Origin of the sequence: Pectobacterium quasiaquaticum, from assembly GCF_014946775.2 — a bacterium.
Lineage (GTDB): Bacteria > Pseudomonadota > Gammaproteobacteria > Enterobacterales > Enterobacteriaceae > Pectobacterium > Pectobacterium aquaticum.
In genome coordinates this window covers 648,859-670,042 of sequence record NZ_CP065177.1, presented here as the reverse complement: position 1 = coordinate 670,042, position 21,184 = coordinate 648,859, and the positions used below count along the sequence as shown (strand labels likewise).

Sequence of the window (21,184 nt, the reverse complement as noted above, 5' to 3'; positions counted from 1 at the left end):
CTTCTCACCGCAATCAGCCTTCCTCTACCCTTCATTCTGTGATTATTTCAACACTGAAAGAATGACATCGAAAGAAACCTATTTATTAGACAAAGTTATTAGACAAAAAAACGATTTATTAGACATTGGAACACGCTATGTCGGACTACTTTGTGCATTTACTCACATTTGATGTAATAGAAATGCAATAAATGGTGATTATATGTGATTTTTATCACACAAACTGTTCCAGATAAGGTTCATCCGATGAATTAACCGTGACAGCCTTGTCGGCCAGACGTCCATTTATATCGGGAAAAAGAGGGGCAAAACAATAGCGAGTTATCACTTCACGCAGCAGGACAAGCGTCCTAAACTGACTGACAACACGACGGCTTACGAGAAACCACAGACAACACCATGACCGAACACGCCGAAGATTCTCACTGGTATCTGTACATACTGCGCACGGTCGCTGGGGCACTGTACACGGGTATCACAACGGATGTCAGCCGCCGCCTGAATCAGCATCAAACGGGAAAAGGGGCAAAGGCGCTGCGGGGAAAAGGCGAGTTAACGCTGGTGTTTCACTGTCTAGTGGGCGATCGCTCAGACGCACTTAAACTGGAATATCGCATTAAGCAGTTGAGCAAAAATCAAAAAGAAAGGCTGGTACAAGACCAGCCCAAGACACTTTGTATTTCAAACAATTTGTATTGATGCGCTATCGGCTAACGAATCACGTTAGAGAAAGCGGTTAAACGGTTCAGCGTATTCCACTAGCCCACTTGCACTTTCAAACCCGCTTTCGTCCTCAGGACGCCCCTCACCGACAACATGATTATCTGCCAGCGGATAGACCTGAAAAGCTGATTCACTGTCTGGCCAGCGGCAGTGCAGTTGATGTTCTGTGGCAGGAACGAAGCCAAAACGAGAATAGTACGTTGGCTCACCCAGTACGACGACAGCGGTGTAGCTAAACTCATTCAGTGCATCCAGCCCTTCGTAGACCAGCTTCTCCCCTACGCCCTGTCGGCGCAGGCTATCATCTACCGCCAACGGCGCAAGCGCCACCCATTGGCGATCCTCACCGTCGATCAGCACCGGGCTGAATGCCGCGTAGCCCACCACGCCACCTTCATCGTCAGTCGCCACAACGCCGAGCGTCAATAAGCCATCTTCACGCAGTTGATGAACCAGATCCGCTTCCGCGCCCGTTGGAAAAGCACGGCGCAATAAGTTGTCGATCCCTGCAGCATCAACGGGAATTTCCACCCGAACTAGCATGATACTGGCGCGTGATTCACTGGTTGCACTACGCCCTCCTGTAAGCCGGCTTCCACAAAGTTTGCCAGTTGCAACAGGCCAATGCGCAGCGGCGCAGGCATGGCTTCCAGCTCAATGGCATCCATCAGGTTCTTCACATACAACCCTAACTCGGTATCGCCCTCAATGCGCAGACGACGCTGGAAAAAGAGCGTATCAGGATCTTCTTTACGCGCGGCAATCAAAATCAGATCGTTCGCGTCTGCGCTGAAGCTGACATCCGGCGTCTCAGCATGGCTCACGACCAGACGCCCGTCGCGTAGCGTCATAAACCACTGCAAGCCAACGTCACGCACCTCAATTTTCAGCCAGCGGCTTTCGAGAAATGCCAGATCGCCCTCTTCCAGCGCCTGACGGAACTGCCAGCCCAACATCTGTTCCAAAACCTGACGCTGTAGCGCAAAGGGAGTGAACTTGAGTGGCTTACCGAATAAGCTCGGTCCCTGACGCACAATCTGCGCTCGTAGTTTTTCCAACACTGGCGTACTCCTCTTAAAGCAATCTGACTGTTCAGATAATCTGCAAGCATTTTGCCACATCCACCGCATGCGGCAGAGGTCTATGTCAATAATTTAGTCGGTTATTCGATTATGCCCAACAGATTTTGTCCTTGCGCGACGATTAGCACCATAAACTGCCTTAAATCAAAGTCCTTACCGATTTGGTTAATTAAGATTCCCAATCGTTAACAACATTCACCGACTGATAAAAAATCGCTTACGGCAACCCGCAAGGGCGAGAGGCTGAATGCCCGTCATAAACGCGATCGTCAGTCTGAACATCATTGATCGTACCGAGCAGCTACGGCCCCGAAGGGATTAATGAAGGATTGTGTATGGAACTGCTTTGCCCCGCTGGCAACCTGCCAGCACTGAAAGCTGCCATCGATAATGGCGCAGATGCGGTCTATATCGGCCTGAAAGATGACACCAACGCACGTCATTTTGCCGGGCTGAATTTTACCGATAAGAAGCTACAGGAAGCGCGCGAGTACGTGCACCGCCACCGGCGTAAGCTGCACATCGCCATCAATACGTTTGCTCACCCGGACGGTTATCAGCGCTGGCAACGCGCTGTGGATATGGCTGCGCAGATCGGGGCCGACGTGCTGATCCTCGCCGATCTCGCCATGCTGGAATATGCCGCCGAGCGCTATCCCCATATTGAGCGTCACGTGTCGGTTCAGGCTTCCGCGACAAACACCGAAGCGATCCGTTTCTATCATCGCCATTTCGATGTCTCACGCATCGTGTTGCCGCGCGTGCTGTCCATCCATCAGGTGAAGCAAATCGCCCGTACCAGCCCCGTGCCGCTCGAAGTGTTCGCCTTCGGCAGCCTGTGCATCATGGCGGAAGGCCGCTGCTATCTCTCTTCTTATCTGACCGGTGAATCACCGAATACCGTGGGTGCCTGCTCGCCAGCGCGATTTGTACGCTGGCAGCAGACGGAAAACGGCATGGAATCACGCCTGAACAACATCCTGATCGACCGCTATCAGGACGATGAAAACGCTGGTTATCCCACGTTGTGCAAAGGGCGTTATGTAGTCGATGGGCAGCGCTACCATGCGCTGGAAGAGCCAACCAGCCTGAACACGCTGGAACTGCTGCCTGAATTGATGGCTGCCAATATTGCTTCCGTGAAGATAGAAGGCCGCCAGCGCAGCCCGGCCTACGTCAGCCAAATTACGCAAGTATGGCGACAGGCTATCGATCGCTGCCGTGCCAATCCTGACACATTCGTTCCCACTCAGGCCTGGATGGATGCGTTAGGTGCGGTGGCAGAAGGCACGCAGACCACGCTTGGCGCTTATCACCGTAAATGGCAGTAGCAGGAGAACACATGAAATACGCATTAGGGAATATCCTCTACTATTGGCCGAAAGAGGATGTTGAGGCGTTTTATCGGGCCGCGGTGAACAGCAGCGCCGATATCATTTATCTCGGCGAAACGGTGTGCAGCAAACGCCGTTTGATGAAGGTGGCGGACTGGTTCAACGTTGCCCGCGAGGTCGCCAACAGCGGAAAACAGGTGGTGATCTCTACGCTCGCGCTCTTACAAGCGCCGTCTGAACTTACCGAGCTAAAACGCTATGTGGAGAACGGCGAGTTCTTACTGGAAGCGAACGATCTGGGCGCAGTTAATATCGCCGCCGAACGCAATCTGCCGTTTGTCGCCGGACACGCACTCAACTGCTACAACGCGTACACCCTGCGAGTCCTGCATAAACAAGGCATGGTGCGCTGGTGCATGCCCGTTGAGCTATCCCGAGACTGGCTGCAAAACTTATTGAATCAGTGTGACGAGCTTGGCTTTCGCCATCAGTTTGAAGTGGAAGTGCTCAGCTACGGCCATTTACCGTTAGCCTATTCCGCCCGCTGCTTTACCGCCCGCTCAGAAGATCGGCCGAAGGATGAATGCGAAACCTGCTGTCTCAGCTATCCACAAGGCAGAAAAATGCTGTCGCAGGAAAATCAGCAGGTCTTTGTCCTCAACGGCATTCAGACGCAAAGCGGCTATTGTTACAACCTCGGCAACGAACTGACGTCAATGCAGAATCTGGTCGATATCGTCCGGCTGTCCCCGAACGATATCAGCACCCCGGCGATGCTGGATAAATTCCGCGCTAACGAACAAGGCAATGCACCATTAACGCTGGAAAATCAGGCAGATTGCAACGGCTACTGGCGCCGCGTCGCCGGCCTTGAACTCGTTCAGTAACGCATTTCCTATCAGGGCGGTCAGCCGCCCTTTTCTCAAACGCACCTTTTGAATTACGCATAACAGACACATTCCCTCATACTGCTCTGACTTTCATCATTGACTGACAGCGTTAGCATCCACCGTGATGGGTGGAGTCAGTGAACAACAAAGTGAGCCATATTATGTCCACACCTTCTCAATCCACCGTGTTTTCCGTCCTCGATCTTGCCCCTATTCCGCAAGGTGCGACAGCGCGTGACGCCTTCCATCGCTCGCTGGATCTGGCGCAGCACACAGAAAAATGGGGCTATCATCGCTATTGGCTGGCGGAACACCACAGCATGACGGGTATCGCCAGCGCGGCAACTTCCGTGCTTCTCGGCTATCTTGCTTCGGGAACACAGCGCATTCGTCTCGGTTCCGGCGGCGTGATGCTACCAAACCACTCACCGCTCGTCATCGCCGAGCAGTTCGGTACGCTGGAATCGCTGTACCCCGGCCGTATCGATTTAGGATTAGGCCGTGCACCCGGCACCGATCAGCGCACCATGATGGCGCTGCGCCGTCACCTTAATGCCGATATCGAAGATTTCCCACGCGATGTGCAGGAACTGCAACGCTATTTCGCCGATGCACAGCCGGGTCAGGGAGTGCAGGCCGTCCCAGGACAAGGCTTACACGTTCCGATCTGGCTATTGGGATCGAGCCTGTATAGCGCACAGTTAGCCGCGAGGCTGGGTTTACCTTTTGCCTTCGCCGCCCATTTCGCGCCCGATATGTTGCTGGAAGCCTTCCGTCTCTACCGTGAAAACTTTGTCCCTTCTGCCACCCACGCCAAGCCCTACGCGATGGTTTGCGTCAATGTGGTTGCAGCCGATAGCGATCGAGATGCGCGTTTCCTCTTCACCTCGATGCAGCAGCAGTTCATCAACCTGCGCCGTGGCTCGCCGGGACCACTGCCCGCGCCGGTAGAAAACATCGATACGGTCGGATCACCTGCAGAGCAGTTTGGCGCGGAGCAAGCACTGCGGCTGTCAATTGTTGGCGATAGCACGAAAGTCCGTCATGGATTGCAGAGCCTTTTGCGTGAAACGCAGGCGGATGAAGTGATGATCAACGGTCAAATCTTTGATCATCAGGCGCGAAAAGACTCTTTCGAGCGGATTATGCAGATACGTCAGGACGTGATCGGTTAACACAATCCGCTAGGCCGAATACGGTGGAGAAAGCGCATCCTCTCCACCCTGGCTATTACTTGGGGATTATTTGCCGTCGGCGGTGTAAGGCAAGCTGTCAAAGGTACTCAATCCTTTCTTGCTGTACGGGTTACCTATCCAACGCTCTGATTCACGAAATGCAGGGCTAACCAGACTTTTTTCTGGCTCCTGAAGATCGTAGCTGAGCCCCGCCAAGGTCGACCAGGTATGCAGCAGGTGCGCATTGCTATATTTCCGATCAACATAGGGTGAATAATCGATCGGATGATCTTTCTGCCACTGAGGTGAAGTCCAGAGAATAAACGGCACGGTATACATAGTACGCGTCGGTACTGTCTCATTTCGTCCCAACACGTTATGCGGCGGCGTCTCGTAAACATCTTCACCGTGATCCGAGAAATAGAGCAGGAAGCCATTTGGCTGCGTTTTTTCAAAGGTTCGGATCAGCGTTTCAAGAACGTAATCGTTATACAACTCAGCATTATCGTAGTCGTTATAGACTTCGACATCACTGTCGTTAACGCCGTCAGGAATTCCTTCTCGCCCAACAAATTGAGTCGCCTCTTCCGGATAGCGAAATTTATATTTCATATGAGTGCCTAACAAGTGCACAACAATAAATTTCTTCTCAGCGGGATCAGTCAGCACCTTTTCAAACGGCGCAAACACCACGTCATCATATTGCCGTGCGCTTTGAGTGCGCTGATTATTCATATAAAACTGTTCGTCTGTTTGCTGGGAGAACACCGTCAGGAGCGTATTACGTTTGGTCATCGTCTGCTGATTGGTAATCCAGAACGTTTTGTATCCAGCCTGTTTCATCATGTTCATCAGCGAAGGCTTGCTCAGATAGAGATCCGGTTTCTGCTCATCAGCAAACGTCAGTGCCTGCTGCAAGATTTCAATGGTGTACGGACGTGAGGTCACTACATCGTTAAACACCACCAGATTGGAATCGCTTTTACGCAGCGCATCCAGTCGCGGCGTGGTCTGTCGACCATAACCATACAGGCTCATGCGGCTGCTGGTGGTTGATTCGCCGATTACCAATACCAGTGTGCGCGGCGTATTACCGTTCGCATCTTTCAGGTTTGCCAAAGGTGGCAACGCTGCATTCTGCTGGAGCATATTGGTCATGCTTTCCAATTGCTGGCGGTACTCCACATAACCAGCAATGTACTGCCATGGGGCAGTAGTGGACATACGACTTGCCAGATAGCCGCTGGCTTCTGCCAACGTGTGCCCCTCATTGTGCATTTTTTTATAAAGGGGAATACCAAACAACACCACAACAATTAATGAACAAGCCGTCACTTTATATTTAAACGGTAAATAAACTGGCCGTAGTTTTCGCCACAGAAACCAGACGATCGCCGTATAAAAAAACAATATCGCCAAGACTCTCAGACTGAAATATTGACTTACATATTCACCTGCTTCTTTGCTATTAGACTCGAACATTACAAACATCACGCTTTGTGAGAACTCTTGTTTATAAATCGAGTAATAACCAAGTGCAATCAGGGATGTACCCCATAACAGAATACCCAATACGCTGCTGATGATTCTGGTCCGAGTAGGGAAAAGAAAAACAGGAATCAGCCACAGTAAACTGTAGAGTAGCGAATCACGTAATCCCGTGGTGCCGCTATGTCCAGTCAGAACAATGACAAGCTGTAATGCGCAGGAAAAAAACCAAAAATAGAGCAAAAGCCACCCAAGCGAGCGCCAACTAAAACGTTCTTTAGCAAAGAGTTCAGACATGTTTAATTCCACACAACGTTGTTATTTTTTATGCAGCGCCAAAGAGCAGTATTATCCGTTTAGAACCTAATGAATACAGATAATAAATGTAACACCCGGTTTGGACTGACTGGGAGTGAAGATACCAATAGGTTATCTCATTCTTTCTACAGAAGACGCGCGAGTAACATGAACTATAGACAGCTAAAGCAGTTTACCCTGAGAACGGTGTCGGAAGAAGAGTTAAAAAGCTATCAGAGTAACTGAACTGTAGTGCCGCGTAAGTATATTGAGTTCATGCAGTCGTCTAAAGTGTTCGAGGTATTAAGAGTAGTGACTTAACGTGCACTTCGGAGTGAATTCCTCCTTAATATAAAATTAATATAGGCTGGTTAGTCATAAAAAGAAGCGACCCATCAATAATGATGGGCCGCTTATTATAATAATATACAAAGATAAATGTTGCGTAACACACTATTTCGTTATTTGAAGCGAAGTATTTAATCTCGCCCTAAACGGTAAGCCAATACGCTTATTACTCAATGTTAGTTTTATTGACCCGCGTCAGCAGGACGACGACGTGGAGCACGCGGTGCAGCGGCATCACGGTTGAAAGAACGCTCGCGACGCTCACCGCCGTTAGCGTTACCTTCACGGCGTTCACCACCGCCGAAAGAGCGACGTGGCGCTGCACCATCACGACGTTCGCCGCCCGCACCCGCAGGACGACCACCACCGCGACGTTCTGGCTGTGCAACTGCATCACCCAGCAATTGCATATTCATTGGTTTGTTCAGAATACGCGTGCGGGTAAAGTGTGATAACAGGTCACCCGGCATACCTTTCGGCAGTTCAATCGTCGAGTGAGACGCGAACAGCTTGATGTTACCGATGTAGCGGCTGCTGATATCCCCTTCGTTGGCGATAGCACCAACAATGTGGCGAACTTCAACGCCGTCATCACGACCCACTTCGATACGATACAGTTGCATTTCACCCGCATCACGACGCTCACGACGCTGTGGACGGTCACCATCACGGGGCTCACGGGAATCGCGGGGTTCACGGCGACGATCGCCACGTGAATCACTACGAGACTCATCACGATCGCGGTATTCGCGACGCGGACGGAATGCCGGATCTGGCGGCAGAATCAGAGGACGTTCGCCTTGCGCCATTTTCAGCAGCGCAGCAGCCAGCGTTTCAACATCCAACTCTTCCTGCGGTTGCAATTTCGTCAACAGCGCACGGTACATATCCAGATCGCTGCTTTCCAGTTGTTGCTGTACTTTAGCGGCAAACTTAGCCAGACGGCGTTGACCCAGCAATTCTGCATTTGGCAATTCCACTTCAGGAATCGTCAGCTTCATTGTGCGTTCAACGTTACGCAGCAGGCGGCGTTCACGGTTTTCAACAAACAGCAGTGCACGACCCGCACGACCTGCACGGCCCGTACGACCAATACGGTGGACGTAAGACTCGGAATCCATTGGGATATCGTAGTTGACAACCAAGCTGATACGCTCAACGTCAAGACCACGCGCCGCAACGTCGGTTGCGATCAGGATATCCAGACGACCATCTTTCAGACGCTCCAGCGTTTGTTCACGCAGCGCCTGATTCATGTCACCGTTCAGCGCGGCACTGTTGTAACCGCTACGCTCCAGGGCTTCGGCCACTTCCAACGTCGCGTTTTTGGTACGAACGAAAATAATCGCCGCATCAAAATCTTCCGCTTCCAGGAAACGTACCAGCGCTTCATTTTTACGCATACCCTGCACCGTCCAGTAGCTCTGGCTGATGTCTGGGCGCGTAGTCACGCTTGATTGAATGCGAACTTCTTGTGGATCTTTCATGAAACGGCGCGTAATGCGGCGAATCGCTTCAGGCATGGTCGCAGAGAACAGCGCAGTCTGATGTTCAGCAGGGATCTGAGCCATGATGTTTTCAACATCTTCGATGAAGCCCATACGCAGCATTTCATCAGCTTCATCCAGCACCAAACCACTCAGGTTGGACAGATCCAGCGTACCACGCTTCAGGTGATCCAACAGACGGCCCGGCGTACCCACAACGATCTGTGCTCCACCACGCAATGCGCGCAGTTGGACGTCATAACGCTGGCCACCGTACAGGGCAACGACGTTAACGCCATGCATATGCTTGGCAAAATCATTACAAGCTTCAGCAACCTGGACAGCCAGTTCGCGGGTTGGAGCCAACACCAACATCTGAGGCGCTTTTAACTCAGGCTTTAAATTATTGAGTAATGGCAGAGCAAAAGCCGCAGTTTTACCACTGCCAGTCTGTGCCATACCCAGCACATCGCGACCGCTCAGCAGATGGGGAATACATTCAGCCTGAATTGGCGATGGTTTTTCATAGCCCAAATCAGTCAGGGCGTTAATAATAGGAGCAGACAGCCCCAAATCGGAAAAAGAAGTAAATAAATCAGTCATGTACACGTGCCTCATTAAACATGGCGGCCAGTCTACATAACTCGTCGTGAAAATTTTCAGTCATTTTCATTGAAAAGTGTGAACCGGCTCAAATTGGATTAAAAAGCGAACAAAAAAGCCCTCACCCGTGAAGGTGATAACCGAAGTTTTTTCAGGCTGATTAAGTGTTCGTCAGCTATTGCTGGTCCGATCCTGATAGGTCGTCTTGCTCTTGGCCTAATAGCGCCAATTCCAACAATGCATAGCGGTGCTCAACAAAGTTATGGACGTTGTTGGCAACCGTCAGCTTGAACAGCGCCAAAGCGGTGTTCTTGTCCCCCAGACTTAGGTAGTGCTTACCTAAATAGAAGTCAGTTTCACTGAGATGCTCAGCGAGCGAAGTGTTATCCGTAGCTTCTACCTGTAAACGCTGCATCAGTGTTTTTTCACTGATACTGCCCAGATAGAATTCGACAATATTCCATCCCCAAGGCCCTTTCTTGGCGTCGTCATAACGTTTCTTCAACGCAATTTTGGCCGTCTCTGGATTGATTTCTCGCTCCACAAGATACAGCCATAACGAACGGAAAGGATCATTCGGATCGTCTCGATAAAACGCCAGCAGATCATCCTGCGCTAACAGGTAGCGACCGCCATAAAACAAAGCGATGCCCCGGTTTAAACGCGCATAATTGTAAGTTGGATCAAGCTCTAGTACAGAATCAAACGCTTCATAGGCAGCATCAAAGTTGCCTGCCTGCGTTAAATAGATACCCAAATAGTTAAAAACTTCTGGAATATCAGGGCGGATCGTCAGCGCTTGTGAAAAATCATTCCGCGCCAATGCCCGTAACCCGAGACTATCATACAGCACTCCGCGCTCATATAATAGCTGTGCTCGCTCATCATCGGTTAATGCTCGGCTTGCAAGGATTTGTTCCATACGTGCCAGAATCACTTCCTGCTGTAAAGTAGGCTGTAACGGAATCGCCAATACTGCGTCTTTACGCCAATCAGTGTTGCTGCATCCTGCCAGCATGAGTGCTGTTGCAACATAACACCAGCGCAAGAAAGGCTTCATTTCCCACTCCCGAAGACAAACATTGGATGAACATCCTGTCCCGGACCGCTCAACGCAAGGACATCCATTCCCTTACGATACACGCAGCACCTTGCCATAATAATCAGGCAAGGTGCCATAAGACCGTTTTCTAACAGTCGTTATTCCTCAGAAGACGGGGCTGCCGCTTCCTGGGCTTGCGCATTTGCTTCTTTGATGCTTAAGCGCACGCGGCCCTGGCGATCAACTTCCAGAACCTTGACCGGCACTTCCTGACCCATTTGCAGGTAATCAGTCACTTTCTCTACGCGCTTGTCGGCGATCTGAGAAATATGCACCAGGCCTTCTTTGCCGCCGCCAATAGCGACAAAAGCACCAAAATCAACGATGCGGGTAACTTTACCCTGATACACACGGCCGACTTCGATTTCGGCAGTAATCTCTTCAATACGACGAATTGCGTGTTTCGCTTTTTCGCCGTCGGTTGAAGCGATTTTAACAGTACCATCGTCTTCAATTTCAATGGTCGTGCCCGTTTCTTCAGTCAGCGCACGAATCACAGAACCACCTTTACCGATCACGTCTTTAATCTTATCGGTACTGATCTTGATGGTGTGAATACGCGGTGCGAATTCAGAGATATCGCCACGCGGTGAGCTGATCGCCTGCTCCATCACGCCCAGAATGTGTAAACGTGCACCTTTGGCTTGATTCAAAGCAACCTGCATGATCTCACGGGTAATCCCTTCGATCTTGATATCCATCTGCAGCGCAGTGATACCTTCACGGCTACCGGCAACTTTGAAGTCCATATCGCCCAGGTGATCTTCGTCACCCAGAATGTCCGACAGAACAACAAAGTTATCACCTTCTTTCACCAGCCCCATCGCGATACCCGCAACGGCTGATTTGATTGGCACACCTGCATCCATCAGTGCCAAAGAAGCACCGCAGACAGACGCCATAGAAGAAGAACCATTGGATTCTGTGATTTCAGACACGACACGTACGGTGTACGGGAATTCGTTCGCCTTAGGCATAACGGCCAACACGCCACGCTTAGCCAGACGACCGTGACCGATTTCACGACGCTTAGGAGAACCGACCATACCCGTTTCACCAACAGAGTACGGAGGGAAGTTGTAGTGCAGCAGGAAGCGATCGGTACGTTCACCAGTCAATTCGTCGATATTCTGCGCATCACGCTCAGTCCCCAACGTAGCGGTTACCAACGCCTGCGTTTCACCACGGGTGAACAGTGCAGAACCGTGGGTACGCGGCAGTACGCCAGTACGCACATCAAGACCACGAATCATATCTTTTTCACGGCCATCGATACGCGGTTCGCCAGCCAGCACGCGGCTACGTACGACATTTTTCTCAACGTTACCCAGAATTTCCTGGATATCGCCCGCATTCAACGTTTCGTCTTCAGCTTGCAGAGCGGCAACAACATCCGCTTTGATGACGTCAACTTGTGCATAACGCTCTTGTTTTTCAGTGATGCGGTAAGCGTCACCCAGACGTGCTTCAGACAAAGCCTGTACACGCTGCTCTAAAGAAACGTTAACTTCTGGCGCATGCCACTCCCACTTCGGTTTGCCTGCTTCAGCAACCAGAGCGTTGATGTTCTGGATAACGATCTGCTGTTGCTCGTGACCAAAAACCACAGCACCCAGCATCTGATCTTCGCTCAGCAGCTCAGCTTCAGATTCCACCATCAGAACCGCGCCTTCTGTACCTGCAACCACCAGATCTAGACGGCTTTCTTTCAGTTCGTCCATCGTTGGATTCAGGACATACTGGTCGTTCAGGTAACCGACGCGAGCGACACCGATAGGGCCGTTGAACGGAATACCAGACAGGCTCAGCGCCGCAGAGGCACCAATCATGGCAACGATGTCAGGGCTAACCTGTGGGTTAACAGAAACAACGGTCGCAATCACCTGAACTTCATTCAGGAAGCCTTCTGGGAACAGAGGGCGAATCGGGCGGTCAATCAGACGAGAAGTCAGCGTTTCACCTTCACTTGGACGGCCTTCACGACGGAAGAAACCACCAGGGAAACGTCCAGCAGCGTAGGTACGCTCCTGATAGTTAACCGTCAACGGGAAGAAACTTTGACCCGGCTTAGCACTTTTAGCGCCGACAACAGTAACGAATACCGCGGTGTCATCCATGCTTACCATCACAGCGGCGGTAGCCTGGCGTGCCATCATACCGGTCTCTAACGTGACGGTATGCTGACCATATTGGAACTTACGGACGATCGGATTCAGCAAAATAATATCCTTAGCTGGGGCGCGCTACACGTATTCTAGATAAACGCGCCAGTGAACTCCCGACCTTTGCACTACATTCTCACGACTAATGACAACCCTTATCTTGCTTATGCAGATAAAGCCTCTCATTAGCCGCGCGAACCTCTGTAATGAAAGATCATATTAACAACAATACACTACTCTGTTTTGCTAACGCTTCCTAGAAGAAAGGGGCCAAAGAGGCCCCTTTCCACTGAAACACAGAAGACTTAGCGACGCAGACCCAGACGCTCGATCAGACTGGTGTAACGTGCTACATCTTTACGCTTCAAGTAGTCCAGCAGCTTACGACGCTGAGAAACCATACGCAGCAGACCACGACGGCTGTGGTGATCTTTTTTGTGCTCAGAAAAGTGGCCTTGCAGGTGGTTGATCTGCGCAGTCAGCAAAGCAACCTGAACTTCAGTAGAACCACTATCGTTAGTGCCACGACCGAAGTCTGCTACGATTTTAGCTTTAGCTTCAACACTTAGAGACATTGTAATACTCCAAACATTATAGATAAAAAAACAGGCGCCGATCTCTAATTCAGCCACCCAATAGTCAAGCCGCACTATTCTACCCTCAGCGTTCTGCGATAGCAAGGCAGCAACGGGCGGGTTTACACTGGAAACTCAACAACCAAACGACGCGGCGCAACGCGGCCATCACTGTCGATTTCGCCCATTCCGATAAATTTGTGTTCGCCACCTTCGGTGATTCTCACCATACCGTTCGAGGGCGCATCCGCTGCCTGAACCGCTTGCCCCAGCTTCAAATAACCCGCGACAACTGGCGTCAAATTTACCTCAGGAAAATCAATAACTGGGCTTTCCATCGGCATGAGCAGCGGATCGAGACTCAGCGAAAGTGGGTGTTCTTGTGTTTGAGCCTGCTCAGCTAAAGCCGCTAGCTGCTCCAGCGTCACCATTCTTTCGGTAGGATACGTAGCAACCTGCAAACGACGCAGGTAAATCACATGCGCGCCACAGCCCAGTTTTTCGCCCAGATCGTCAATGATGGTACGGATGTACGTCCCTTTAGAGCAGTGAATCTCTAGCTCCAGTTCATCACCTTCCCAGCGAATAAACTGCAGTTCGTAAACGGTGATTTCACGTGCTTCACGTGGAACCGTCAGCCCCTGACGCGCATACTCATACAGCTTGCGCCCTTGGTATTTCAGCGCTGAGTACATGGATGGCACTTGCTGCGTGGTGCCACGAAAGCCTTCCAGCGCCAGCTCCAGATCGGTAGCAGAAAAACCAATCGCACGCTCTTCAATCACGTTGCCATCGGCATCAGAGGTGTCAGTCCGTTGCCCAAGTCGAGCAATGACACGGTAGCGTTTATCAGAATCCAGCAAATACTGGGAAAACTTCGTCGCTTCCCCAAGACAAATCGGCAACATACCGGTGGCTAATGGATCCAACGCCCCCGTATGGCCCGCTCTGTTCGCGTTAAAAATCCGTTTTACCTTCTGCAAAACATCATTAGACGACACGCCCTGCGGCTTATCTAATAACAATACGCCGTGTACATCACGGCCACGGCGGCGAGGACGACTCATTAATCCTCCTGGTCTTCGCCCGTCACAGGACGACGTTCCGTATCGTTTCTGACCACATTCGTCACCAGATTGGACATTCTCATCCCTTCAACCAATGAGTTGTCGTAGGAGAAGGTTAATTCTGGAACAACACGCAGGCGCATTGCCTTACCAATCAGCTTACGGATAAAGCCAGATGCATCTTGCAGTGCTTTTACTGCCTTTTGAATTTGCTCTGGTTCGTTATCATTCAGGAAGGTCACAAAAACCTTGGCGTACGCCAGATCGCGAGACACTTCCACACCGGAGACAGTCGCCATGCCGATGCGCGGATCTTTGACTTCACGCTGAATAATAATGGCGATTTCTTTTTGCATTTCCTGCGCGACGCGCTGGGTGCGGCTGAATTCTTTTGCCATGATAAATCCTCAAGTAAAAATCGGGGGGCACTAGGCCCCCCTTACTAATAACTTACATCGTCGCTGAAAACCGATTATGCGATCGTACGTTTGATCTCAATCGTTTCAAAGACTTCAATCATATCGCCAGGACGAACGTCGTTGTAGTTCTTAACAGCGATACCACATTCCATTCCGTTACGGACTTCACCAACGTCATCTTTGAAGCGGCGCAGAGATTCCAGCTCGCCTTCATAGATCACCACGTTGTCACGCAGTACACGGATCTTGTTATGACGCTTAACGATACCTTCGGTCACCATACAACCCGCAACAGCACCAAATTTCGGTGATTTAAAGACGTCACGTACTTCAGCCAGACCGATGATCTCTTGCTTATATTCCGGCGCCAGCATACCGCTCATCGCCTGTTTCACTTCGTCGATCAGATCATAGATGACGGAGTAATAACGCAGATCCAAGCTTTCCGCTTCAACGACGCGACGTGCTGATGCATCAGCACGAACGTTAAAGCCAAGGATAATCGCATTCGATGCTGCTGCCAGCGTAGCGTCCGTTTCTGTGATACCGCCCACACCGGAGCCGACGATCTTCACTTTCACTTCATCAGTAGACAGTTTCTGCAGTGAATCGGAAATCGCTTCGCAAGAACCCTGAACGTCAGATTTCAGAACGATATTCAGTTCAGAAACTTCACCTTCCGTCATGTTGGCAAACATGTTTTCCAGTTTAGATTTCTGCTGACGAGCCAGTTTAACTTCACGGAATTTACCCTGACGATACAAGGCCACTTCACGCGCTTTCTTCTCGTCACGAACCACCGTCGCTTCGTCACCTGCGGCAGGTACACCGGACAGACCGAGTATTTCTACCGGAATAGAAGGCCCCGCGGACGTGATTTCACGACCTAACTCATCACGCATCGCACGGACACGGCCATATTCAAAGCCGCACAGAACGATATCACCTTTATTCAGCGTACCTTCACGTACCAGTACGGTTGCAACCGGGCCACGACCTTTATCCAGGAAGGATTCGATCACGACACCGTTCGCCATGCCGCTACGGACCGCTTTCAGTTCCAGAACTTCGGCCTGCAACAGAATCGCATCCAGCAGTTCGTCGATCCCCGTACCCGCTTTAGCCGATACGTGAACAAACTGAGATTCACCGCCCCACTCTTCCGGCATGATACCGTACTGAGACAGTTCGGTTTTCACACGATCGGGGTCGGCATCAGGCTTATCGATTTTGTTTACTGCGACAACAACCGGAACCTGAGCCGCTTTCGCGTGCTGGATCGCTTCGATGGTCTGAGGCATTACGCCATCATCCGCCGCCACAACCAGTACCACGATATCCGTAGCCTGAGCACCACGAGCACGCATGGCGGTAAACGCGGCGTGTCCCGGTGTATCCAGGAACGTAATCATACCGTTGTCAGTTTCAACGTGGTAAGCACCGATGTGCTGAGTAATACCACCCGCTTCACCTGCTGCAACCTTGGTTGAACGGATATAGTCGAGCAGAGAGGTTTTACCGTGGTCAACGTGACCCATAATGGTCACGACTGGCGCGCGCGATTCTGCCGCAACCCCCATATCACGGTCGCTCATTACCGCTTCTTCCAGCTCGTTTTCACGACGCAGGATGACTTTATGGCCCATTTCTTCCGCCACGAGTTGCGCGGTTTCTTGGTCGATGACCTGATTGATTGTTGCCATTGCGCCCAGCTTCATCATCGTTTTGATGACCTGAGAGCCTTTAACGGCCATTTTGTTAGCCAGTTCAGCAACGGTAACCGTTTCACCGATTACCACATCACGGTTAACTGCCTGAGCGGGCTTATTGAAGCTCTGCTGCAGTGTACTTGGTTTACGTTTACCTTTACCACCACGGGTAACGGCACGCGCTTCTTCACGGTCTGCCTTAGACTCAGACTGGCGATTACCTTTCTTCTGCTTGGTGACTTTGGCAGCGCGGGTACGGGTACGGCGCTCACCTTCAACCTGACGGTCGTTTTCATCTTCCGCTTCGCGGGCATGATGAGACGTCGTCACATGATAATCAGCAGATTCTTCAGGTTTAGTCGCGCTTTCAGCTTCCCAGCGCCCTGCATTTTCTTCAGCCATACGGCGAGCTTCTTCAGCAATACGGCGAGCTTCTTCTTCAACTTTAAGACGTGCAGTTTCTTCCGCTTTGCGCTTAAGTTCGGCAGCTTCCGCTTCGCGTTTCGCTTTCTCAGACTGAGCCGGCTTGGTCATATTTTCGTTTTGTTGGTTCGTCACTTTTTCTTTTTCCGCTACATCACGCTTAGCTTTTTCAGCGGCTTCACGTTTGGCTTGCTCGTCGGCAGCACGCTTCGCTTTCTCAGCAGCTTCGCGCAGATCGGCCTCGCGTTTAGCCTGCTCTTCAGCGACACGTTGTGCCTGTTCTTCCGCTTCACGCCGTGCCTGCTCTTCCTCTTCTGCCTGTTTGGCATCAATCGGATCGCGTTTTACATAAGTGCGTGTCTTGCGGACTTCGATCTGCACCGACTTACTTTTTCCGCCGGTGCTAGGGACATTTAACGTGCTGCGCGTTTTGCGTTGCAACGTCAATTTACTTGGCGCATTACCGCGATCGCGGTTCAGATGCGCCAATAACGTTTCTTTTTCATGCTGGGTCACAGAGTCCGATGCAGACTTGGTCATTCCCGCATCAGCAAACTGCTGTATCAGGCGGTCAACCGGCGTTTGAATCTCTGCGGCCAGCGATTTTACGGTTACATCTGTCATGCTGTTCCTTTCCTGCTACAGTTCGTTATTCGTTGTCGTCGCCAAACCAACAGATATTACGTGCGGCCATAATCAATTCGCCCGCTTGCTCATCATTAAGCTCTTCAATATCTGTCAGGTCGTCAACGCCCTGTTCAGCAAGATCTTCCAGCGTACAAACACCGATCGCAGCAAGCTTGAACGCCAACTCACGCGACAGCCCAGGCAAGCCAAGCAAGTCTTCAGCAGGTTGACCGTCACCAAGGCTTTCTTCATGCGCCAGTGCCAGCGTTGTTAATGCGGCTTTCGCACGCTCACGCAATGCTTCAACGGTTTCTTCATCAAAGCCTTCGATGGCCAACAGTTCCTTGATTGGCACGTAAGCCAGTTCTTCAAGTGAGGAGAAACCTTCTTCAACCAGCACGGTGGCAAACTCTTCATCAATATCAAGGTGCTTGGTAAAGACGTCGATTGCAGCATGTGCTTCAGCCTGATGCTTGGCTTGAAGATCTTCCACTGTCATCACGTTCAGTTCCCAACGATCGTCTGAACGATGCTGTTTCAACAGTTGGGAGGCCAAACGTACGTTCTGCCCGTTTCGACCAATCGCCTGAGCCAGATTGCTCGACTCAACAGCGATATCCATCGTGCAGGTATCTTCATCAACCACGATCGATACCACATCGGCAGGTGCCATAGCATTGATCACAAACTGTGCAGGGTTATCATCCCACAGAATGATATCAATACGCTCGCCGCCCAGTTCGCTGGAAACAGCCTGAACACGTGCACCGCGCATCCCCACACAAGCACCGACGGGATCGATACGTTTGTCATTCGTCTTCACTGCAATTTTCGCACGTGAACCTGGATCGCGGGCTGCGGCCTTGATCTCGATAACTTCTTCACCGATTTCTGGCACTTCAATGCGGAAGAGTTCAACCAGCATTTCCGGACGGGAACGGCTGACGAACAGTTGAGCACCGCGAGCTTCAGGGCGAACAGAGTACAGCACACCACGAATACGGTCGCCAGGGCGGAAATTCTCACGAGGCAGCATATCTTCGCGGCCAATTACCGCTTCTGCACTGGTGTTAGAGCCATCGATTGGTCTGACTTCAAGCGAAATATTATCACGATTCACCTTCTTCACGACACCGGTGATAATCTCGCCTTCTTGCTCACGGAACTGATCAACAACCATCGCACGTTCTGCTTCACGAACTTTCTGTACGATAACTTGTTTTGCCGTTTGCGTCGTGATGCGGTCAAACGTTACGGATTCGATTTGATCTTCAACGTAACCACCAACATCAAGAGCAGGATCGTCAAACTGCGCCGCTTCAAGCGTAATTTCACGAGTTGGCTGAGTGACTTCATTCACCACTAACCAACGACGGAAGGTATCAAAATCGCCCGTTTTGCGATCGATACTTACGCGAACATCAATTTCCTGCTCATATTTTTTCTTGGTCGCTGTCGCCAGTGCGGTTTCCAGCGCTTCAAAAATCTTCTCGCGAGGAAGGGCTTTCTCATTGGAAACTGCTTCAACAACAGCCAGAATCTCTTTGTTCATCCTAGTTGCCTCATCCAAACTTTAAAAGTGGGGTACAAGATTCGCTTTCTGAATGTTGCTCAGTGCGAATACTTCATCTTTGCCTTCCACTGTTATGGTGATCATTTCGCCGTCAACAGCTTTGATCACACCCAACCATTTACGGCGATTCTGGACTGCCATACGCAGCACCACTGTGACATCTTCACCGACGAAATGCAGATAATGTGCCGCCGTGAATAAGGGACGTTCAAGCCCTGGAGACGAAACTTCCAGGTTATAGGCGACAGTAATTGGATCTTCTACGTCCAATACCGCACTGACCTGGTGGCTGACATCAGCACAATCATCAACAGTGATCCCATCTTCACTATCAATATAGATACGCAGCGTAGATTGACGACTACGGATGAACTCAATCCCAACCAATTCATAGCCTAATGCGGCAACGGGTGCTGAAATCATCTCTGTTAATTTTTGCTCTAATGTGGACAAGTCCACCCCCAAGACATAAAAAAAGGGCCTAATAGCCCAGTTGTTTGTTGCCAAATAACAAAAAACCCCGAAAATCGGGGCTTTATGCAACTGGACCCTAATACCGCTAACCAGCGCGGCATAACTTCGGTAAAGGATTTTTTCAAAAATCACTGCAAAAAGAGAGAAAAATTGAGTGAAGAACGTATTTGAAAAAACACTTTACTGGAAGTTAAGTGGTTGCGGGGGCCGGATTTGAACCGACGACCTTCGGGTTATGAGCCCGACGAGCTACCAAGCTGCTCCACCCCGCGTCCGAAATCGTGGCAAATACTACGCTGACAACTGCATAAATGCAAGTCATCCATAGGATTGGTTCGAAGGCAATTCTTATACGCTAGGTAAGTTTCTTTGTCAAGAATAAGCGTTCGCCTGAAAGTGGTCATCGCAAAAATGGATATTCTACTTTTTTGTAAGCAGACCTTGCGTGATGCCATCACGCAAGCCGTACAGTAGACCTATCGTAGAAGGTCGAAGCAAAGCCCCTGATGCCAAGAAAGTTGAAAGAGATAACGTATGAGATTCCCTGATGCTTAAATCAAACAATAACGACTAATATAATGAGATAAAACTTATCTTCGTTCTTCTTCTAATAGCACGATCGCTGCCTGCGTGCGGTTACGCACATTAAGCCGCCTGAAAATCGACTCCAAATGCGACTTCACCGTTCCTGCGCTAATGTTTAATGTTCGACTGATTTGTTTATTGGAAGCGCCTGACGCAATGAGTTGCAGAACTTCATGCTGCCTTTCGCTGAGTTTGCCTTTTACACTATTATCGACACTCCATCCCTCATAGATCACCCCATCATCCGGTAAACAGACCATACCCATCGACACTGTTTTTAATGCCTGAGCAATAGAATCAACCGACGATGTTTTAAGAATGACGCCCATCACATGGTGTTTCAGATAGTTATTCAAAATATGTCTTTCAATAGTATCAACCATAATAATAACACTGACATTAATATATTTCTCATGCAGTAACTCAAGGAAAAAGCTGTACTCTCCATTCTCTTTATTACAATTTAGCAAAATAAAAGCATTGTTCATTTCCTCAAGGACAGGCCATACATCTTCAATTTCTTTTACGCCAACAATATTGGCATCACGCATAAAATCATTCAACCCAACAGATAACCCCTGAATGAACACAGGGGACTTATCAATAATAACAACATTCACTATGCAACCTCCATTTACCTTTATTTTAAAATGCCATGCTTAAAAGTGCCTTTAAGAAGTTTTAGCCTATCTTGAAAGAATAATGTCACGCCATTTGGCATATGCCGTTTACCTTATAGACCAGGCTATATTTATTCGCGCATACTGACATGATAATTCCAGACAATCGCCAAAAAAAGGAATACCCTTAGCAATGAAATATTATCTTAAAATAAGACCTGGTGGCGTAATGATTTTATAAACACACAAAACATTTATCGCAGAACTTTAAAAATGGAAAATATAGATCGGGAGTAAATAGCCTATGCCAGATTACATTATATCTATAACATAATGGCTGATACGCACCTCCCTCATTAGCTGTTAACTTTTTCTCAAATTATCATTTATTTCACTCCAGGCTATTCATATTTATCGTCTG

18 protein-coding genes and 1 tRNA gene are annotated in these 21,184 nt (G+C 50.0%); 4 read left to right on the top strand and 15 right to left on the bottom strand.

Going from position 1 to position 21,184, the window contains the following annotated elements:
* Positions 1-399 precede the first annotated feature (399 nt).
* Complete coding sequence (locus IG609_RS03120; protein ID WP_102118059.1) at positions 400-699, top strand: GIY-YIG nuclease family protein; 300 nt, start codon at positions 400-402, stop codon at positions 697-699.
* Positions 700-723: 24 nt separating this feature from the next.
* On the opposite strand, the gene IG609_RS03115 is transcribed toward IG609_RS03120, so the two are convergent.
* A complete protein-coding gene (locus tag IG609_RS03115; RefSeq protein WP_052902316.1) occupies positions 724-1,266 on the bottom strand; it encodes a GNAT family N-acetyltransferase in 543 nt (180 codons plus the stop codon).
* Positions 1,260-1,784 carry a ubiquinone anaerobic biosynthesis accessory factor UbiT gene (gene ubiT, locus IG609_RS03110; protein WP_193397412.1) on the bottom strand — a complete coding sequence of 175 codons (525 nt, stop codon included), beginning with the start codon at positions 1,782-1,784 and terminating at the stop codon, positions 1,260-1,262. Before ubiT ends, IG609_RS03115 begins: the two co-directional genes overlap by 7 nt.
* Positions 1,785-2,140: 356 nt before the next feature.
* Here ubiT and ubiU point away from each other — a divergent pair, with 356 nt between their 5' ends.
* The 3 genes from ubiU to IG609_RS03095 all read left to right on the top strand — a co-directional run bounded on the left by ubiU (position 2,141) and on the right by IG609_RS03095 (position 5,204).
* Entirely contained in the window at positions 2,141-3,136 is a 996-nt protein-coding gene (gene ubiU / locus IG609_RS03105) for a ubiquinone anaerobic biosynthesis protein UbiU (RefSeq protein WP_039470733.1), read from the top strand.
* An 11-nt stretch (positions 3,137-3,147) separates the two neighbouring features.
* Positions 3,148-4,026, top strand: coding sequence for a U32 family peptidase (locus IG609_RS03100; RefSeq protein WP_193397413.1), 879 nt, complete (start codon positions 3,148-3,150; stop codon positions 4,024-4,026).
* A 164-nt stretch (positions 4,027-4,190) separates the two neighbouring features.
* Positions 4,191-5,204, top strand: a complete 1,014-nt coding sequence (locus IG609_RS03095) for a luciferase-like monooxygenase (protein WP_193401095.1) — start codon at positions 4,191-4,193, stop codon at positions 5,202-5,204.
* 66 nt (positions 5,205-5,270) lie between these two features.
* On the opposite strand, the gene cptA is transcribed toward IG609_RS03095, so the two are convergent.
* From cptA to IG609_RS03035, 13 genes are all read right to left on the bottom strand, one after another.
* Positions 5,271-6,989 carry a phosphoethanolamine transferase CptA gene (cptA, locus tag IG609_RS03090; RefSeq protein WP_193397415.1) on the bottom strand — a complete coding sequence of 573 codons (1,719 nt, stop codon included), beginning with the start codon at positions 6,987-6,989 and terminating at the stop codon, positions 5,271-5,273.
* 530 nt (positions 6,990-7,519) lie between these two features.
* Positions 7,520-9,427 carry a DEAD/DEAH family ATP-dependent RNA helicase gene (locus tag IG609_RS03085; RefSeq protein ID WP_193397416.1) on the bottom strand — a complete coding sequence of 636 codons (1,908 nt, stop codon included), beginning with the start codon at positions 9,425-9,427 and terminating at the stop codon, positions 7,520-7,522.
* On the bottom strand, positions 9,420-9,491 hold the full coding sequence (gene yrbN, locus IG609_RS20560; RefSeq protein ID WP_223193433.1) for a protein YrbN: 72 nt from the start codon (positions 9,489-9,491) through the stop codon (positions 9,420-9,422). Before yrbN ends, IG609_RS03085 begins: the two co-directional genes overlap by 8 nt.
* Before the next feature lie 111 nt (positions 9,492-9,602).
* Positions 9,603-10,487: a lipoprotein NlpI gene (nlpI, locus tag IG609_RS03080; protein ID WP_193401093.1), complete on the bottom strand. Its 885-nt coding sequence runs from the start codon at positions 10,485-10,487 to the stop codon at positions 9,603-9,605.
* A gap of 140 nt (positions 10,488-10,627) precedes the next feature.
* Positions 10,628-12,748, bottom strand: a complete 2,121-nt coding sequence (gene pnp / locus IG609_RS03075; protein ID WP_102118065.1) for a polyribonucleotide nucleotidyltransferase — start codon at positions 12,746-12,748, stop codon at positions 10,628-10,630.
* 248 nt (positions 12,749-12,996) lie between these two features.
* Positions 12,997-13,266, bottom strand: coding sequence for a 30S ribosomal protein S15 (rpsO, locus tag IG609_RS03070; protein ID WP_010279698.1), 270 nt, complete (start codon positions 13,264-13,266; stop codon positions 12,997-12,999).
* Between the two features lie 122 nt (positions 13,267-13,388).
* Positions 13,389-14,333: a tRNA pseudouridine(55) synthase TruB gene (truB, locus tag IG609_RS03065; RefSeq protein ID WP_193397417.1), complete on the bottom strand. Its 945-nt coding sequence runs from the start codon at positions 14,331-14,333 to the stop codon at positions 13,389-13,391.
* On the bottom strand, positions 14,333-14,731 hold the full coding sequence (rbfA, locus tag IG609_RS03060; protein ID WP_193397418.1) for a 30S ribosome-binding factor RbfA: 399 nt from the start codon (positions 14,729-14,731) through the stop codon (positions 14,333-14,335). Before rbfA ends, truB begins: the two co-directional genes overlap by 1 nt.
* A gap of 74 nt (positions 14,732-14,805) precedes the next feature.
* Positions 14,806-17,508, bottom strand: coding sequence for a translation initiation factor IF-2 (gene infB / locus IG609_RS03055; RefSeq protein ID WP_102118068.1), 2,703 nt, complete (start codon positions 17,506-17,508; stop codon positions 14,806-14,808).
* Between the two features lie 25 nt (positions 17,509-17,533).
* The gene (nusA, locus tag IG609_RS03050; RefSeq protein WP_102118069.1) at positions 17,534-19,063 is read right to left on the bottom strand and encodes a transcription termination factor NusA; all 1,530 of its coding nucleotides are present in this window, start codon (positions 19,061-19,063) and stop codon (positions 17,534-17,536) included.
* Between the two features lie 21 nt (positions 19,064-19,084).
* Entirely contained in the window at positions 19,085-19,537 is a 453-nt protein-coding gene (gene rimP / locus IG609_RS03045) for a ribosome maturation factor RimP (protein WP_102118070.1), read from the bottom strand.
* Between the two features lie 216 nt (positions 19,538-19,753).
* Positions 19,754-19,830: transfer RNA gene (locus IG609_RS03040), tRNA-Met, on the bottom strand.
* Positions 19,831-20,148: 318 nt separating this feature from the next.
* Entirely contained in the window at positions 20,149-20,763 is a 615-nt protein-coding gene (locus IG609_RS03035; protein ID WP_193397419.1) for a response regulator transcription factor, read from the bottom strand.
* Between the last annotated feature and the right edge of the window lie 421 nt (positions 20,764-21,184).

What these genes read in the sequence shown, in the direction of transcription:
- infB (WP_102118068.1), bottom strand. Translation starts at nt 17,508, where the DNA reads ATGACAGATGTAACCGTAAAATCGCTGGCCGCAGAGATTCAAACGCCG.
- nlpI (WP_193401093.1), bottom strand. Translation starts at nt 10,487, where the DNA reads ATGAAGCCTTTCTTGCGCTGGTGTTATGTTGCAACAGCACTCATGCTG.
- rpsO (WP_010279698.1), bottom strand. Translation starts at nt 13,266, where the DNA reads ATGTCTCTAAGTGTTGAAGCTAAAGCTAAAATCGTAGCAGACTTCGGT.
- truB (WP_193397417.1), bottom strand. Translation starts at nt 14,333, where the DNA reads ATGAGTCGTCCTCGCCGCCGTGGCCGTGATGTACACGGCGTATTGTTA.
- IG609_RS03120 (WP_102118059.1), top strand. Translation starts at nt 400, where the DNA reads ATGACCGAACACGCCGAAGATTCTCACTGGTATCTGTACATACTGCGC.
- IG609_RS03095 (WP_193401095.1), top strand. Translation starts at nt 4,191, where the DNA reads ATGTCCACACCTTCTCAATCCACCGTGTTTTCCGTCCTCGATCTTGCC.
- IG609_RS03085 (WP_193397416.1), bottom strand. Translation starts at nt 9,427, where the DNA reads ATGACTGATTTATTTACTTCTTTTTCCGATTTGGGGCTGTCTGCTCCT.
- IG609_RS03100 (WP_193397413.1), top strand. Translation starts at nt 3,148, where the DNA reads ATGAAATACGCATTAGGGAATATCCTCTACTATTGGCCGAAAGAGGAT.
- ubiU (WP_039470733.1), top strand. Translation starts at nt 2,141, where the DNA reads ATGGAACTGCTTTGCCCCGCTGGCAACCTGCCAGCACTGAAAGCTGCC.
- IG609_RS03115 (WP_052902316.1), bottom strand. Translation starts at nt 1,266, where the DNA reads ATGCTAGTTCGGGTGGAAATTCCCGTTGATGCTGCAGGGATCGACAAC.
- rbfA (WP_193397418.1), bottom strand. Translation starts at nt 14,731, where the DNA reads ATGGCAAAAGAATTCAGCCGCACCCAGCGCGTCGCGCAGGAAATGCAA.
- nusA (WP_102118069.1), bottom strand. Translation starts at nt 19,063, where the DNA reads ATGAACAAAGAGATTCTGGCTGTTGTTGAAGCAGTTTCCAATGAGAAA.
- cptA (WP_193397415.1), bottom strand. Translation starts at nt 6,989, where the DNA reads ATGTCTGAACTCTTTGCTAAAGAACGTTTTAGTTGGCGCTCGCTTGGG.